Origin of the sequence: Methylomagnum ishizawai (genome assembly GCF_900155475.1) — a bacterium.
Classification (GTDB): Bacteria; Pseudomonadota; Gammaproteobacteria; order Methylococcales; family Methylococcaceae; genus Methylomagnum; species Methylomagnum ishizawai_A.
In genome coordinates this window covers 297,501-312,938 of the sequence record NZ_FXAM01000001.1, presented here as the reverse complement: position 1 = coordinate 312,938, position 15,438 = coordinate 297,501, and the positions used below count along the sequence as shown (strand labels likewise).

Here is a 15,438-nt window from a genome sequence, read left to right as displayed (position 1 = left end):
ATGTTACCCGTAGTCGCCCTGGTGGGCCGCCCCAATGTGGGAAAATCCACCCTGTTCAATTATCTGACCCAAACCCGCGACGCCCTGGTCGCGGACTACCCCGGCCTGACCCGCGACCGCCAATATGGCCGGGTCAAGCGTGGCGGGCAGCGGAATTTCTTCGTGGTCGACACCGGCGGCATCGTCGAAACCGAACTCGGCATCGACGAGCAGGCCATGCGCCAAGTGCGGGTCGCGTTGGAAGAAGCCGACCTGGTGTTGTTCCTGGTCGATGGCCGCGACGGCCTCAACGTCGGGGACGAGGCCATCGCCGCCCATCTCAGGCGGATCGGCAAGCCGGTGCTGCTGGCGGTGAACAAGCTCGACCGGCCCGGCCAGACCCTCGCCGCCCACGAATTCCACGCCCTGGGCCTGGGCGAGCCGCATCCCTTGTCCGCCTCCCACGCCCTGGGGATAGACGACCTGCTCGACGCCGTGCGGGACAAGCTCCCGGCGGAAGACCCGGGAGATTCCGCCGACGCAGCCCCCGGCATCCATGTCGCCGTGGTGGGCCGTCCCAACGTCGGCAAATCCACCCTGGTCAACCGGATGCTGGGCGAGGAGCGCGTGGTCGTGTTCGACCAGCCCGGCACCACCCGCGACAGCGTCTATATCCCCTTCGAGCGCCAGGGCAAGCCCTACACCCTGATCGACACCGCCGGCATCCGCCGCCGCGGCCGCATCGCCGAGACCATCGAGAAGTTCAGCGTCATCAAGGCCATGCAGGCCATCGAGAAGGCCCATGTGGTGGTCTATATCATCGACGCCCGCGAGGGCGTGACCGACCAGGACGCGACCCTGTTGGGCATGGTGCTGGAGATCGGCCGGGGGCTCATCGTCGGCCTGAACAAATGGGACGGCCTGGCCCACGACCACAAGGAAGAAATCCGCCGCCAGATCGACCTCAAGCTCGGCTTCGTCGATTTCGCCGAGAAATATTTCATCTCGGCCCTGCACGGCACCGGGGTCGGCAATTTGTTCGACGCCGTGGAAGGCGTGCATGCCGCCTCGATGCTGGACATGTCCACCGCCCGGCTGACCCGCTTGCTCCAGGACGTGGTCGCCGCCCATCAGCCACCCTTGGTGCGCGGCCGCCGCATCAAGCTGAAATACGCCCACCAAGGCGGCAGCAACCCGCCCACCATCGTCATCCACGGCAACCAGACCGACGAAATCCCCGGCAGCTACAAGCGCTACCTCGGCAACGCCTTCCGCGAAGCGCTGGACCTGCACGGCACGCCGGTCCGGCTGGAATTCAAGGGCGGGGAAAATCCCTACCAGGGCAGGCGCAACCCGCTCACGGAACGGCAAATCCGCAAGCGGCGCAGGCTGATAAAACATGCGAAGAAATAGCGGGGCCTAAAAAAACCGGGGGCGACCCGGTTTTTTTAGGCCCGTGTTGGCGGAGACCTATCGCCTGGCATTGCTGCGGCGGCGGGACCACCCCATGCCCAGGAGGCCCAGGCCGGTGAGCGCCAGGGTGGCGGGTTCCGGGACGCCCGGATCGCTACGGGTTTCCAGGGAGGTGGCTTCGAGATAATACCCGAGCGGACCGCTGATGCTGAGGGCGATGGCGTTAACATCCGCGAAGTCCACCGCGCCGCCCGTGAAACTGCTGAAGGAGAAAAACTTATAGAGGGAACCGCACAGAGGGCTGCTGAGGGGACAATCCAGCAAATTATGCAGCGTACTGCTGGCCGATACCGCGCCCGAATTCGACCACACGGTGATGGTCAGGTCCACGCCCGCGCTGAGGTAGTTCAAATCCAGATAGAATCCTTGAGCCCCGGAAGCCGAGAGGTTTGCGCCGGTCAAGCCCATCGCGGGCGTGGTCGAGCCGGATTCGAGAGCGCTATTAGTGCCATCCCACAAGACCTGCGCGGTCGCGTTGACAGCGCCTTCGTTGTAAACCACCAAGCCGGTAGTCCCGATATAGGGCGCGCAATTGCCCGAGGAATCTCCGGCGGAAAGGCAGGTGAACGTACTATCGGAACCCCCGCTAGGATGGTTCAAATACAGGTCCCGATAGCCACCGATAGCCCCGCTCGCGCTGTCGTCCGTCGACCAAGCCGATGTATCCGTCTGCTGGTTTAAAAAAGTATCGTTGGCGGGATTGGGGTTTTTGAAGTTATCCACCATAAGGGCGTCCGCGCCCGTGGATGCGCCGGCCAAGGCGGCCAACAGGGCCAAGTAGGCTGGTTTTCGGTTAAACATGTCGCTTGCTCCATCTTGCAAAGCAGGGTCGAAAAAGACCCTTAAAGGCTGCTGATGCCGTTAATTAAAGTTATCCGTTTTTAGCAGCATCCATGCCTGCGAGAATTTATAGTTATATTTCATCGGCCTAGACAACCCCGCGAACCAAGCGCCCATTGTAACCCCGGCGATTGTCAAAAATTCGGACAAATAATGGCTTGACATTCAAGCCTCTTTCCCCCTGTGCCCGCCCCCCAATGGTCTGTGATTGAATTGCCTTTTCGCCACGGGCGCGGCGCTTAAATGGATTTGCGGCGGGCGCGGGTGGCCATGCCCGCCAATCCGGTACCGAACAGCAGCAGGGTGGCGGGTTCGGGCAGGCTGGGAGGGGTCGCGGGCGAGTTGAGTGTGGCGGAACCCGACAACGCGCTACCCGTTTGGCTGAAAGAAAAGGTCAACGCCGCGAAGGTATCGGCCCGGGTATGGGAGGAATCGTGCAAAATGCCGTAGGTCGCGACGCTCAGGTTCGCCTGGACCGTGGGAGTGGTCGCCAAAAGGTTGCGGGCGATGCTACTGATACTCGTCAGGTCGAAAGTGAATACACTCCCGCTTCGATTGAATTGCAGAAAATTCAGTATCGGTGAAGATAAAGTCCCCACCGCTAGCGCCCAAATATTGCCGTTGGTACCAACGGCGCTGCCATTGAAGTCAAAAGCGCCGGTAATTTCACCGCCCGTTATGGGCATCGGACCGGTCGGAGCCATATCGCCGATACCATCGGAACCCGCGACGGCCTTGGTGCCGTCCTGTGTGGGATTGGCGACGTTAGGGAGGTTGGCAGCGAAGCTCAAGGTGGTAGCCGTGTTGAGATAAGTACCGCCCGAAAAGCCGTTGAGGGTCAGGGTGATATTGCTAAGCGAAGCGGTAATCCCAAGCGCTTGCGCCGGGGCGGTCACAAGGGTTGCCACACCGAAAACCGCGGCGCTGGCAACCGCCTTTAAATTGATGTTCATGCTGAGAGGTCTCCATGTACTAAGGTTGATCGAACCTTACGATAAGATGTTTTGATTTTTTTACATCAACGCTTTTTGGCTTATCGATACTTTCGATCAAGCATGTTCCATGCCTATAACTCAAATGACTGAATATAAAAGATTTATTTTTTCAGCCCAGCCGCTGGAACCAGCGTGTAAATCTTTTTGACATCTCTTCTCCGCCGCTTTGGATCAGGATAAGGCCATGAAAAAAAAGGTTTTCCCAATCCACCCGGCGGAGGGGGGTCGGCCCACGCCGGGATCGGCCCATGGTTTCCCCCCGGATTGCGTAAAGTATTCCGACACACGGGCTTACCGGATCGAGAGAAACGCAGATTGGTTCGCATATTTTTTGTCTAAACCTGCTTGACTTAGACAAAATAGCCGCTATCAAACCCAGCCGTTCGGCTCCCCTCAATCTTCCCGCGCCAAACCCTGCACGATATACCCCCCCGATTTCTCGTCGAATTCCAAGGCCAGGAGCTTGCGGGCCTGCGCCTCTTCCAGCAAATCGGCGAAGCTGCGGAAGCCATGGTAGGTTTCGTTGAAGCCGGGTTTGCGCCGCTTGAGCGCTTGCTTAACCATCGAACCCCAGACCTTGCCTTCGTCGCCGCGCTCCTCGAATAAATCCTCCACCGTCTCCACCACCCAATCCAAGGCCTGTTGCCGCTTGTCGGGCGGCTTGGCGGGTTCGGCCACGGGTTCGGCGGGCGCCTTGGCCGCTTTAGCGGACGTGGCCTTGGGCTTGCGCTTGGCCTTGCGCTGTTCCTTGGATTCGGTCTCGCGCACCAAATCGTCGTAATAGATGAACTCGTCGCAATTGGCGATCAACAGGTCGGAAGTCGATTCCTTCACCCCGACGCCAATCACCAACTTGTTGTTTTCTCGCAACTTGCTGACCAGGGGCGAGAAGTCCGAATCACCGCTGATGATGACAAAGGTATCGACATGGGCCTTGGTGTAACACAGGTCCAGGGCGTCCACCACCATGCGGATATCGGCGGAATTCTTGCCCGATTGCCGTACATGGGGGATTTCGATCAACTCGAACGCCGCCTCGTGCATGGCGGCCTTGAATTCCTTGTAACGCTCCCAATCGCAATACGCCTTTTTCACGACGATATTGCCCTTGAGCAGCAGGCGTTCCAGCACTTTCTGGATATCGAAGGCTTTGGATTTCAGGGCGCGGACGCCGAGGGCGACGTTCTCGAAGTCGCAGTACAAGGCCATGATGCGGGTATTGGGCGGTTGTGACATGGGAATCAGGGGCCATCGGGGTGGAGGGGATAATCCAGGGGCGCCGCGGGGTTCCAGCCCAGTCCGGCCAGGATGGCGCGGAATTCCGGGTCGAGCGGCGCGGTGAGCGCCAAGCCAGCCCCGGTGGCGGGATGGACGAAACGTAGGCGGATCGCGGCCAACAATAGCCGGTGGCAACCGAAATGGCCGCGGAAGAATTGGTTATGCCGCCCATCGCCATGGCTGGTGTCGCCCACCACGGGATGGAAGATATGTTTCATATGGCGGCGGATTTGGTGCTTGCGGCCGGTCTTGGGCGAGATCGCCAGCCAGGAATAGCGGCAACTGGCATAGCGCCCAACCGGAAACGGCAGTTCGGTGGTGGCGAGGCGGCGGTAATGGGTGAGGGCGGGCTGGGCGGGTTTGTCGGGTTGGGCCAAGGCATCGGTCATGGGGTCGGCCTCCTCGGCCAAGGCGTAGTCGATGACGCCCCACCCGGCGGTATGGCCGCGCACCACGGCGGTGTAAAGCTTTTCGACACCACCCGCGGCGAACACGCCGGTCAGTCGCCGGGCCATGTCCACATCCAGGGCGAATAGCAAAATTCCGGCGGTGGGTTTGTCCAGGCGATGCACCGGATACACCCGCCGTCCCAACAGATCGCGGGTCATTTGCAAGGCGTAGCGGGTTTCGTGGCGGTCGATGGCGGAGCGATGCACCAAGAGTCCCGCCGGTTTATGCACCGCGACCAGCCAATCATCTTGATAAAGGATATCGATCAAGCGCGGCCACCCCGGACGACTGGCGCGGGTCGTCCGGGCCTCAAGCCAAAGGCTCCACCGAATAGCGCACCCACAGCCGATGTTCCGCGCCCGGTCCCAGCACCACGGCGTCGTCCGCCGCGTTGGCGCTCTCGACACAGAGCATCTTGAGATGGCCACCCGCCTCGAAGTCGCCCAGCTTGGCGGCTTTGTCCTCCCAAGGATTCCACACCACGGTGGCGCGGCTGCCGCTCTTCTCGATGCGGATGCGGCGGTTCAGGGACAGGTCTTCGATCAGGCAGGTGGACCCGGTGCCCAGATAGACCCGGTCCACCTCGCCGCCCACGGTGACCGGCCCGGCCTGCCGTTTGCGGCGGCCACCGTCCACCTTGTCGATATATTCGACGCCGTCCAGGCCCAACACCCGGACCTCGCGCACATCGCCGACGCCGAAATAGGTGTGCAACGCCTCGCCCAGGACCAGGGGATTCGGGCTGCGGCTACGGGTGCCGAGTTCGATTTCCAGGGCCGCGCCGAAGGTGTAGCGCACTTCCAGCGGCGTGCAGTGCGGCCATAACAGGTCGTCGGCGTCATTCCGCAATAACCGGAAGCCGAGCCGGTTGGCCCCGCCTTCCAGGGTGGCGACCTCGATCACCTCCCAAGCCGCCGTGCGGGCGAAACCATGGGCCGGGAACGCGGCCTCCTCGGCATGGGGTCCGAACCAGGGCCAGCAGATCGGCACCCCACCCCGCGCCGATTTCCCGCAGGCGAATTTGGCCTGGGGCGACAGCCACACCACGGCGGCCTGATCCTTGGGCGCCCAGGTCAGCAATTGCGCCCCCTGCAACGCCAGGACGCCGGAACCCTGGGCGTTGTTGACCTCCACCACCGGCATCCCGTGCCGCTCGGTGAAATCCACGGTGCCGGATAGGCCGAAGCGCTTTTGCAGATCGGAGAGATAGCTGGTATCCATGAAGTTTCCTTGACTATATGGCTTATTTGAGGATGGAACGACGGTGCGGTGGCCGGTCGGACTGGGGGCGGGCTGGCGTCGGGGCAAGGGTAGGCGGATTGCCCTGGAAGAGCAAGCACGGCGAGCGGACCGCCGGGAACCCCGGTCAGGGGCGGCGCGGCGGTACCGGCTCGGCCAGCGCGCCCTGGAACACGGCGGCATGGATGGCGTAATTGCCGCCACCGCCCGCCCCCGCGGCGGACAACACGCCGACGATCCAGGCCCGCCCCCCCTCACGCAGCAGCAGCGGCGAGCCGGAATCGCCGTGGGTGCCGTCGCAATCGCAGACCAGCACCCGGCCTTCCGCCAGCCTGCCACTCACCCGGCAGCCATCGTGCAGGGAGAGGAGGTTGGGCCGGTCCTGGCCATAACCGGCCCGTTGCAGCCGGGGGGACGGCCCCGCGTCCGGCAACGGGCGGATCGGCACGGGCCGGATCGGCAGGGGATGTTCGAGCCGGACCACCGCCCAATCCCCGGCCAAGGCTTCCAGCCCAGGGGCCGTCCCCAGGCCGGCGGGGGGGGCGTGGTCCAGCGTCCGGCCACGGGCATAGCCCAAATCGTCGTCGCGCCGGAGGTCGGCCACGAACACCAAATCCCGCGCCGCCAGACGCTGGCCGGTGCGGCGGTCGGTCAGGCAATGGCCCGCCGTCAACACGGCGTCGGGAGCGATCAAAGTAGCCGTACAATAGCCGCCATGGGGTTGATTGAGCCGACCGATGGCCTGCCAGGGCCAGGCGGTCGAATCCAAGGGGGCGCGGTCGTCGCCGCCCAGGATGCCGGGCGGCGAGAACACGCGGGCGGCATCGGCACGCGGCGCGGCCAGGGACAAGACCGCGGCCAAGGCGAAGCCAAGCCGGAAATCGGCGCGGGAAAACATGCCGGACCTCCCATATATGAAACAAGCCGGCACTCCGGCCCCCCATCCGACCGCCCATGGTTTATATTCTCCTTGAGGGGCCGCGGCAGATTGAATTCCACCGCGCCCCGCCCCGTCTAAGCAGGCAGGACCGGGATTCCACACCGCTTGGACCGGGGAACCGCCCGGCCCTCCGCCCACCGATGCGGGCAGGGTCCGCCGTCACCGCAAGGAAAAACCGCGCCCCGCTCCGCAAGAACTCCACAAGGTGCCAAGATGCAAATCGCGACCGCAAAACACGACGGCAAAACGGTCCTGAGCCTCAAGGAAGAACGGCTGGACGCCCACAATTCCAGCGACCTCCGGGACCATATCCTCAAACTCCTGGAAAACGGCGACACCCAACTCATCGTCGATCTGGCGGGCGTCCGCTTCATCGATAGTTCAGGACTGGGGGCACTGCTCTCCGGCTACAAGAACGCCTCGCTGAGATCGGGTTCGTTCGTGCTGGCCGGACTCCAGCCCAGGGTGCAATCGATGTTCGAACTGACCCGGCTGCACCGGGTGTTCGATATCTACCCCAGCGTCGAAGGAGCCCTCAACAAAGCCTAAGCGAGGACGTGGCCATGTGCGAAGAAGGCTGCTGCATACACCTGGATATCGTGGTGCCCAACCAGACCCGCTATCTGGGCCTGATCGGCAATATCGCCGAGGAATTGGCCAGGGTCTTGGACGGCTACAGCGGCGACCGCGACGCCCTCGCCTACCATCTCAACCTGGTGCTGACCGAGGCCATGGTCAACGCCATCGAACATTGCCCCGAAAACCAACCCCGCAAAACCGTGCGGGTCTGCATCTACATCGCGGACAAGGAACTCAACATCCATGTCCACGACCAGGGCCAGGGCTTCGACCTCGACGCCGTGCCCGCCCCCGACTTCGACGACCCTTGCGAACGGGGCCGGGGCATCTTCCTGATCCGCACCCTGATGGACACCGTCGCCTATCGCAAGACCGAGAGCGGCAACGTGCTGGAAATGTATAAAAAACTCGAATAACACCCGCGCCCGAACCCGCGGGGGGAGTTTCGCCATGTCCTGGGAACGCGCCTTCAAGGCCGACCTCGCCCGTAGGCTGGCCGCGGCCGGCCAGCCCTGCCCCGATTCGCTCGCCAGCGCCGTCTTCGCCCCGGAATACCGCGCCACCACCCCGCCCGGACTCGCGGCCCGCGACGCCCTCCGCCTCGCCGCCTTGGACCGGGATGGCGGCGAAGGCTTCGATCTGTGGGAACCCGATCCCGACCTGGGTGGTTGCCACCAACTGCGGCTTTATAGCGGACGGGAACGCGGGCTGGACGAAATCATGCCGCTGGTCCAAAGCCTGGGTTTCCGGGTATTGGACCAAAGCTCGTTCCGGCTGGAACTGGGGACGCGGCGCTGGTGCCTGCGCGGTTTCGCGGTGCGGCCGCAAGCCCCCGGCGTCGATCCACTGGCGTATAAGGCCCAGGTATTGGAAGCCTTGGACGCGCTGTTGGCGGGCCGGGTGGACAACGACGCGCTGAACGGCCTGCTGCTATCGGCGGGGCTGTCCTGGCGCGAAATCGATGTGTTCCGGGCCTACCGCAACTATTACTTCCAACTGGGCAGCCATTTTGGCCGCTTCCGTTTCCACCAAGCCCTGCTGGCCCACCCTGGGGTGGCCCGCTTGTTGTTCCGCTATTTCGCCGCCCGCTTCGAGCCGGATGGCCGCTGGGACACGCCCGGCCAGCGCGAGGAAGAAGCCTTGTCGCCGCTGCGGCAGGAACTCGCCACCCTCCTGGACGGCGTGGCCGACAGCGCCGAGGACCGCATCCTGCGCGATGTGTTCAACCTGGTCGACGCCACCCTCCGCACCGACTACTACCTGCCCAAAGCCCCGGATCAACACGCCATCGCCTTCAAGATCAACAGCCTGGGCATCATCAATATGCCCGCGCCCCGGCCTTTGTTCGAAATCTACGTACATTCGCGGCTGATGGAGGGCATCCACCTGCGCGGGGCCAAGGTGGCGCGGGGCGGCATCCGCTGGTCGGACCGGCCCGACGATTTCCGCAGCGAAATCCTGGGCCTGATGCGGACCCAGATGATCAAGAACGCGCTCATCGTACCCTTGGGCGCCAAGGGCGGTTTCGTGCTGAATTCGACCGAGCCACGCCCGGAAGAACGCGAGCGGCTGGCGCAAACCGCCTACGCCACCCTGATGCGGGGCTTGCTCGACCTGACCGACAACCCCACCGTGGAACCGCCCCACCGCCGCATCGCCTACGACGCCGCCGATCCTTACCTAGTGGTCGCCGCCGACAAGGGCACGGCGCGAATGTCCGACACCGCCAACCGCATCGCCGCCGAGTATGGCTTCTGGCTGGGCGATGCCTTCGCCAGCGGCGGTTCGCAGGGTTTCCACCACAAAAAACTGGGCATCACCGCGCGGGGCGCTTGGGAATGCGTGAAGCGGCATTTCCGCGAGGCCGGGCTGGCGCTGGACCGCCCCTTCAGCGTGGTGGGCATCGGCAGCATGGACGGCGATGTGTTCGGCAACGGGATGTTACTGTCGGAGAATATCCGCTTGCTGGCGGCTTTCGGCTCGCACGAAATCTTCCTCGATCCCGACCCCGACCCGGCGGTGTCCTTCCGCGAGCGCCTACGGTTGTTCGAACTGGCCGCGCCCGGTTGGGAAGCCTACGACCGCGCCTTGATTTCACCGGGCGGCGGGGTGTTTCCCCGCGATGCCAAGGATATTCCGCTGTCGCCCGCCGTCCGCGCTTGGCTGGGCCTGCGCCATGCCTCGGTCGATGGCGAGGAATTGATCCGGCTGTTGCTGGCCGCGCCGGTCGATCTGCTGTGGCTGGGCGGCATCGGCACCTATGTCAAAGCCGGTTCCGAGCGCCATGAATCAGTGGCCGACCGCGCCAACGACGCGGTGCGGATCGACGCGGTCCAGGTCCGGGCCAAGGTGGTCGGGGAAGGCGCGAACCTGGGCTTCACCCAGAAAGCCCGCATCGAATACGCCCTGGCCGGGGGCCGCATCAATACCGACGCCGTGGACAACTCCGGTGGGGTGGACCTGTCCGACCACGAGGTCAACCTCAAGATGCTGCTGGCCCTGTTGCGCCGACGCGGGCTGATCGACGGCGTAGAGGAACGGAACCGGCGGCTCGCCGATCTCTCCGGCGCGGTGGTCGGGTCGGTGCTGGCCCACAACGCCGCGCAAAGCCTCTGCCTGTCGCTGGACCGGCAGCGCTGCGCCTTGGACGCCGAACCCTTCCTGGACGTGGCCGACCGGCTCGCCAACGCCGGACTTTTGGACCGGGCGGTCGAGGACTTCCCCGCCCGCAAGGATATCCTGGCGCGGGGTGGCGGACTCACCCGGCCGGAACTCGCGGTGTTGATGGCCTATGCCAAACTGGCGTTGAAGCGGGCCTTGCTGGACCGCCCGGACTTCCCGGGCGAGTGGACCCAGGATTGCCTGTCGGCCTATTTTCCTGGGCCGTTGCGGGAGGAGTTCGGCGCTTATCTGCCAGAACATCCCCTGGCGCGGGAAATCACCGTCACCCAGATCGCCAATGCGGTCATCGACCAAGCCGGGGTGGGTTTCCTGGCCTGGGTGGAGGAATTAGATTCGACCCTGTTGGCTCGGGCCGTGGAAGCCTATGCGCGGTTCGACCGCATCGTCGGGGGTCGCGCGTTGCGGGAACAAATCCACAAGCTGGATGGCTCTTGGGCCATCGACCGGCAATACCTTGGGCTCTTGCGGCTGGAAGGTTTGCTGGCGGAATTATGCCGCCGCTCTTTGGACCGGAACCCAATCCCAGCCTTCGCAGCCGGACGCGGCGGACTGCGGGACTATCTGGATTATTTGGCCGCGGACACCACCGCGACCGGAACCCTGGCCGAGTTAACCGCGGCGGGATTCACCCAGGAACAGGCGTGTTTGCTGGTCCATGCCGAACGGCTGGGCCAATTCCCGGCCTTGCTGGAATGGGCCGGAGCCCAAGGTCTGGCGCTGGCCGAGGTGGCGCGCCTGTCCGATACCATCGCCGCCCAGCTCGGATTGCCGCGCTTGATCGCCTGGTTGGCGGCGGTCCAGTCCCGCGACCGCTGGGAACGCCGGGCGCGGTTGGCGCTGATCGACCGCTTCCAAACCGCCCCGGCCCGTCTTGGCGCATCTCTATCGCGGCAAGGAATCCAGGAGCCTGCGGCCTTGTCCGCCACCCCCGCGCTACAAACCCGTCTGGCCCACTTTCAACGGCTGGCACGGGAATTGACCGATGCCGCCGCCACTTCCGTGGCTCCCTTCGCCGCCCTGGGCGCGGCACTGGAAGCTTTACGGGAGGCTGGCGACGGAGAGGCTCAATCCGAACGTGCGATCACCGTCCCGAAGGCATAGGCCCGTTGCTCCTTATACAGGATCACCCGGCTGGGCAAGGCGGTCGCCTGCCAGCCGGGCGGCAAGCGCTTGAGGACGGCTTCGATGAATTGGCGGGTGGTATAAGGCTTGGGCGGCGGGACGACCTGGGTATTCACAAGATCGGGATGTGGCCTACGGCTGCCGCGCCCGGCGTTCTCGACCCGGAAGGTATACGGCAAACACTCCTTGAGCAAGGTGCAGGCCAGGGCGGCGGTGGCGGGAAAAGGCAGGCCCAGTTCAATGCCGCGGTCGATATCCACCGGATATTGGGCATCGAAACCCTCGGGCTTGAGATTGGTGGTATCGCGTTCGCGGCCCGGATCGTTCGAGCCGAAACCGCTGTTGTTCCACGGCACCGGCGCGATATTGCCGTAGTGCTTGATGAGTTGGGTTTCCAGGTCCATCGCCGTGAACACGAATACCCGCACCGCCTTGAAAGCCACCTCGGCGGGTTCGAGCTTGACACGGTGCTGGATGGTGCGGGCGTGGCGTTCCAGCCGCTTGCGCAGGCCGGCCTCGGCGTCGGTCTTGCCGATATAGACCAAATCGCCCCGCAACAACAATTGGTAGACGCCCTGGGTCTCGGGAATCCCCACCAGATTGCCGGGCAACAAGGGCGCGGCCGCCATCGCGCCGAACACCTCGACCAGGTTCCGCAAGAGCGCGGCGGGCAGATCGAACTCGAATTCCCGATAGCCCGGCATCAGGCGCGGTCCGGGGTCGCCGCCTGGGCAAGATGGGCTTTGATGCTGCCCGCCACGATGGCGGCGAGTTCCACCGGGACGGCGTTGCCGATTTGGCGCATCGATTCGGTCCAAGAACCCTCGAACCGGAAATCGTCCGGGAAGGTTTGCAGGCGGGCGCTTTCCCGCACCGTGAAATAACGCACCGAGCCGTCGGGACGCAGCAACATGTTCTCCCCGCCCGGAACCCCGTGGTCGCCCGCCTTCAAGGTCTTGGCCGGTTCGTCCAGCGGACTGCCGGTATGCCCAGGATAGCTGCGGGCTCCCGGCTGGAAACGGTGGTTGGCATAGGCCGCGGCCGCCGTAGGCTGGATTTCCGGGTCGGGCAAATCCGCGATGGCATCGCGCACCGTCCGCCAGGGAAGCGACCTGGGTTCTTCCGCGAGCGTCAAAGCGCGGGCTTTGGCTTTGCCGCCCTCGGGGCGGTGGCGCTGGGCGATCCGGTGGCGTTCCCAATACTCGCCGCTATGCCATTGCGACCACAGCAGCGCGTCCAGATCGTGGGTAGGTTCCGGGAAAGACCATTCGATACCCAGATCGGCACGGAATCCGACCAGGAAAATGCGCTCGCGGCGCTGGGGAATGCCGTAGTTGGCGGCGTTCAGGAGGCCGCGGGTCAGGATGTGATAATACAAGCCGTCGTGTTTGCCGCCCGAATGGTGCTTTTCCAAACGGGCGCGGTGCGTGGTCCAATCTTCGCCGGGCTTGGGCGTCATTTCGGGATAGGACAAGCGCAGGCGGATGTATTCGAGATAGGGGATGAAATTGGCGCGGGTCAATCCCTTGACGTTCTCGAACATGAAGGCTTTGGGTTGGAGTTCGCGCACCGCCCGGATGGCCTGCGGGAACATATCGCGTTCGTCCAGACAACCGCGATGCTTGCCCCCGAGCGAAAACGGCTGGCAAGGCGGCCCCCCAGACACCAGATCGACCCCACCCCGGATCGCGCTGAAATCGAAGTCGCGGACATCGCCTTCGACCAAGGGCCAATGCGCCACAGGTTCCAACCGCTTAGCCTGGTTTTGGCGCAGGGTATGGCAACAATGGCGGTTCCACTCGATCACCGCCACAGGCTCGAACCCGGCCCGGCTGATCCCCATCCCCAAGCCGCCCGCTCCGGCGAACAATTCAACCGACCGCATGTGGTTTATTCATCCTCCGCCAGGAACATCTGTATTTTTTCTATTAGGCTGGGAATATCCCAGGTTTCGCATTCCCAGACCACCATGAAATGCCAACCCAGGTCGAGCAGGGCTTCCTGCTGCCGCTCATCGCGGCGGCGATTGCCTTCCAATTTGGGGTGCCAGAATTCCGGTCGGGATTTGGGCAAACGGGCAATCTTGCATCTTGGATTTGGGTGTTGGTGCCAGAAGCAGCCATGTACGAACAAGACTTTGCGCAGGCGCGGGAACACTAAATCGGGGGAACCCGGCAACCGCCCCACATGTAAACGGTAACGATAACCCATGGCATGGACTAAACGCCGCACCAAGATTTCCGGGCGAGTATCCTTGGAGCGGACCCGGGCCATAAGTTCGCTGCGCTCGGCGGGCATGAGGGTATCGACCATGGCCCATTTTAGCGTTCAGGGATATTGCCTCGCTATTCACGGCCAAAGAAAAAGCCCCATGTCCTGTGGAGGACAAGGGGCTTTCCTTGTTTGGGTGCCTGGCGGTTCCCTACTTTCACATGGGTAACCACACTATCATCGGCGCTAAGCGGTTTCACTTCCGAGGTCGGGATGGGATCGGGTGGTTCCCGCTCGCTATGGCCACCAGGCAAAACTGGTTGGTCGGAGCTGCGTAGCTCAACAACACTGGAAAACGTACACGTCGCGTAATGTGTCAACACCACACCGTTTGGGTGTTATATGGTCAAGCCTCACGGGCAATTAGTACTGGTTAGCTTCATCCATTACTGGACTTCCACACCCAGCCTATCAACCTGGTGGTCTACCAGGGCCCTTCGGGGGACTCGAGGTCCCAGGGAGATCTCATCTTGGGAGGGGCTTCCCGCTTAGATGCTTTCAGCGGTTATCCTGTCCGAACATAGCTACCCGGCTGTGCCACTGGCGTGACAACCGGAACACCAGAGGTTCGTTCACTCCGGTCCTCTCGTACTAGGAGCAACTTCCCTCAAATCTCCAACGCCCACGGCAGATAGGGACCGAACTGTCTCACGACGTTCTAAACCCAGCTCGCGTACCACTTTAAATGGCGAACAGCCATACCCTTGGGACCGGCTACAGCCCCAGGATGTGATGAGCCGACATCGAGGTGCCAAACACCGCCGTCGATATGAACTCTTGGGCGGTATCAGCCTGTTATCCCCGGAGTACCTTTTATCCGTTGAGCGATGGCCCTTCCATACAGAACCACCGGATCACTAGAACCTACTTTCGTACCTGCTCGACTTGTATGTCTCGCAGTCAAGCGCGCTTTTGCTCTTACACTCATAGCACGATGTCCGACCGTGCCGAGCGCACCTTCGTGCTCCTCCGTTACTCTTTGGGAGGAGACCGCCCCAGTCAAACTACCCACCATGCACGGTCCCCGGTCCGGATCACGGACCTAGGTTAGAACTCCGAATTCACCAGGGTGGTATTTCAAGGTTGCCTCCGCCGGAACTAGCGTCCCGGTTTCACAGGCTCCCACCTATCCTACACAAGCGAAGTCAAAGTCCAGTGCAAAGCTATAGTAAAGGTTCACGGGGTCTTTCCGTCTAGCCGCGGGTACACTGCATCTTCACAGCCAATTCAATTTCACTGAGTCCCGGGTGGAGACAGTGTGGCCATCGTTACGCCATTCGTGCAGGTCGGAACTTACCCGACAAGGAATTTCGCTACCTTAGGACCGTTATAGTTACGGCCGCCGTTTACCGGGGCTTCGATCAAGAGCTTCGCTTGCGCTGACCCCATCAATTAACCTTCCGGCACCGGGCAGGCGTCACACCCTATACGTCCACTTACGTGTTTGCAGAGTGCTGTGTTTTTAATAAACAGTCGCAGCCACCGTTTTCTTGCAACCCCCATCCGCTGCGCCCGCGAGGGGCCTCACGTACCGGGGGCGTACCTTCTCCCGAAGTTACGGTACCATTTTGCCTAGTTCCTTCACCCGAG

General features: G+C 62.9%; 13 protein-coding genes and 2 rRNA genes (1 of these 15 cut by a window edge). 4 read left to right on the top strand and 11 right to left on the bottom strand.

Annotated elements, in window-relative coordinates; translation table 11 throughout:
* Complete coding sequence (gene der / locus B9N93_RS01275; protein ID WP_085210162.1) at positions 1–1,392, top strand: ribosome biogenesis GTPase Der; 1,392 nt, start codon at positions 1–3, stop codon at positions 1,390–1,392.
* Positions 1,393–1,449: 57 nt separating this feature from the next.
* On the opposite strand, the gene B9N93_RS01270 is transcribed toward der, so the two are convergent.
* From B9N93_RS01270 to B9N93_RS01245, 6 genes are all read right to left on the bottom strand, one after another.
* The gene (locus B9N93_RS01270) at positions 1,450–2,253 is read right to left on the bottom strand and encodes a PEP-CTERM sorting domain-containing protein (protein WP_085210160.1); all 804 of its coding nucleotides are present in this window, start codon (positions 2,251–2,253) and stop codon (positions 1,450–1,452) included.
* A 278-nt stretch (positions 2,254–2,531) separates the two neighbouring features.
* Entirely contained in the window at positions 2,532–3,245 is a 714-nt protein-coding gene (locus B9N93_RS01265) for a PEP-CTERM sorting domain-containing protein (RefSeq protein ID WP_085210158.1), read from the bottom strand.
* A gap of 435 nt (positions 3,246–3,680) precedes the next feature.
* Positions 3,681–4,523, bottom strand: coding sequence for an NYN domain-containing protein (locus B9N93_RS01260; protein WP_085210156.1), 843 nt, complete (start codon positions 4,521–4,523; stop codon positions 3,681–3,683).
* Positions 4,524–4,528: 5 nt separating this feature from the next.
* Positions 4,529–5,284, bottom strand: coding sequence for a pseudouridine synthase (locus B9N93_RS01255; protein ID WP_254899315.1), 756 nt, complete (start codon positions 5,282–5,284; stop codon positions 4,529–4,531).
* Between the two features lie 40 nt (positions 5,285–5,324).
* Positions 5,325–6,236: a D-hexose-6-phosphate mutarotase gene (locus B9N93_RS01250; RefSeq protein ID WP_085210154.1), complete on the bottom strand. Its 912-nt coding sequence runs from the start codon at positions 6,234–6,236 to the stop codon at positions 5,325–5,327.
* 145 nt (positions 6,237–6,381) lie between these two features.
* On the bottom strand, positions 6,382–7,152 hold the full coding sequence (locus B9N93_RS01245) for a trypsin-like serine peptidase (RefSeq protein ID WP_085210152.1): 771 nt from the start codon (positions 7,150–7,152) through the stop codon (positions 6,382–6,384).
* A gap of 255 nt (positions 7,153–7,407) precedes the next feature.
* Between B9N93_RS01245 and B9N93_RS01240 the strand changes: the two genes are divergently transcribed.
* Genes B9N93_RS01240 through B9N93_RS01230 form a run of 3 tightly spaced genes read left to right on the top strand, consistent with a single transcriptional unit; the run spans position 7,408 to position 11,556 of the window.
* On the top strand, positions 7,408–7,743 hold the full coding sequence (locus B9N93_RS01240; protein WP_085210150.1) for an STAS domain-containing protein: 336 nt from the start codon (positions 7,408–7,410) through the stop codon (positions 7,741–7,743).
* A gap of 14 nt (positions 7,744–7,757) precedes the next feature.
* A complete protein-coding gene (locus B9N93_RS01235) occupies positions 7,758–8,189 on the top strand; it encodes an ATP-binding protein (RefSeq protein ID WP_085210148.1) in 432 nt (143 codons plus the stop codon).
* Between the two features lie 34 nt (positions 8,190–8,223).
* Positions 8,224–11,556, top strand: a complete 3,333-nt coding sequence (locus B9N93_RS01230; protein WP_085210146.1) for an NAD-glutamate dehydrogenase domain-containing protein — start codon at positions 8,224–8,226, stop codon at positions 11,554–11,556.
* Here B9N93_RS01230 and B9N93_RS01225 read toward each other — a convergent pair.
* The 5 genes from B9N93_RS01225 to B9N93_RS01205 form a co-directional block, all read right to left on the bottom strand.
* The gene (locus B9N93_RS01225; RefSeq protein ID WP_085210144.1) at positions 11,520–12,281 is read right to left on the bottom strand and encodes a GIY-YIG nuclease family protein; all 762 of its coding nucleotides are present in this window, start codon (positions 12,279–12,281) and stop codon (positions 11,520–11,522) included. The two genes, B9N93_RS01230 and B9N93_RS01225, sit on opposite strands and share 37 nt — an antisense overlap.
* The gene (locus B9N93_RS01220) at positions 12,281–13,462 is read right to left on the bottom strand and encodes a DNA cytosine methyltransferase (protein WP_085210141.1); all 1,182 of its coding nucleotides are present in this window, start codon (positions 13,460–13,462) and stop codon (positions 12,281–12,283) included. Before B9N93_RS01220 ends, B9N93_RS01225 begins: the two co-directional genes overlap by 1 nt.
* A gap of 5 nt (positions 13,463–13,467) precedes the next feature.
* Positions 13,468–13,890, bottom strand: coding sequence for a very short patch repair endonuclease (locus B9N93_RS01215; protein WP_085210139.1), 423 nt, complete (start codon positions 13,888–13,890; stop codon positions 13,468–13,470).
* Positions 13,891–13,986: 96 nt separating this feature from the next.
* Positions 13,987–14,099 (bottom strand): 5S ribosomal RNA (gene rrf, locus B9N93_RS01210).
* Between the two features lie 91 nt (positions 14,100–14,190).
* Positions 14,191–15,438, bottom strand: a 23S ribosomal RNA gene (locus tag B9N93_RS01205); it runs 1,643 nt beyond the window's last position.

Excerpts from the sequence above, each read along its gene's own strand:
- der (WP_085210162.1), top strand. The coding sequence starts at position 1 with ATGTTACCCGTAGTCGCCCTGGTGGGCCGCCCCAATGTGGGAAAATCC.
- B9N93_RS01270 (WP_085210160.1), bottom strand. The coding sequence starts at position 2,253 with ATGTTTAACCGAAAACCAGCCTACTTGGCCCTGTTGGCCGCCTTGGCC.
- B9N93_RS01265 (WP_085210158.1), bottom strand. The coding sequence starts at position 3,245 with ATGAACATCAATTTAAAGGCGGTTGCCAGCGCCGCGGTTTTCGGTGTG.
- B9N93_RS01260 (WP_085210156.1), bottom strand. The coding sequence starts at position 4,523 with ATGTCACAACCGCCCAATACCCGCATCATGGCCTTGTACTGCGACTTC.
- B9N93_RS01250 (WP_085210154.1), bottom strand. The coding sequence starts at position 6,236 with ATGGATACCAGCTATCTCTCCGATCTGCAAAAGCGCTTCGGCCTATCC.
- B9N93_RS01245 (WP_085210152.1), bottom strand. The coding sequence starts at position 7,152 with ATGTTTTCCCGCGCCGATTTCCGGCTTGGCTTCGCCTTGGCCGCGGTC.
- B9N93_RS01240 (WP_085210150.1), top strand. The coding sequence starts at position 7,408 with ATGCAAATCGCGACCGCAAAACACGACGGCAAAACGGTCCTGAGCCTC.
- B9N93_RS01235 (WP_085210148.1), top strand. The coding sequence starts at position 7,758 with ATGTGCGAAGAAGGCTGCTGCATACACCTGGATATCGTGGTGCCCAAC.
- B9N93_RS01230 (WP_085210146.1), top strand. The coding sequence starts at position 8,224 with ATGTCCTGGGAACGCGCCTTCAAGGCCGACCTCGCCCGTAGGCTGGCC.
- B9N93_RS01225 (WP_085210144.1), bottom strand. The coding sequence starts at position 12,281 with ATGCCGGGCTATCGGGAATTCGAGTTCGATCTGCCCGCCGCGCTCTTG.
- B9N93_RS01220 (WP_085210141.1), bottom strand. The coding sequence starts at position 13,462 with ATGCGGTCGGTTGAATTGTTCGCCGGAGCGGGCGGCTTGGGGATGGGG.
- B9N93_RS01215 (WP_085210139.1), bottom strand. The coding sequence starts at position 13,890 with ATGGTCGATACCCTCATGCCCGCCGAGCGCAGCGAACTTATGGCCCGG.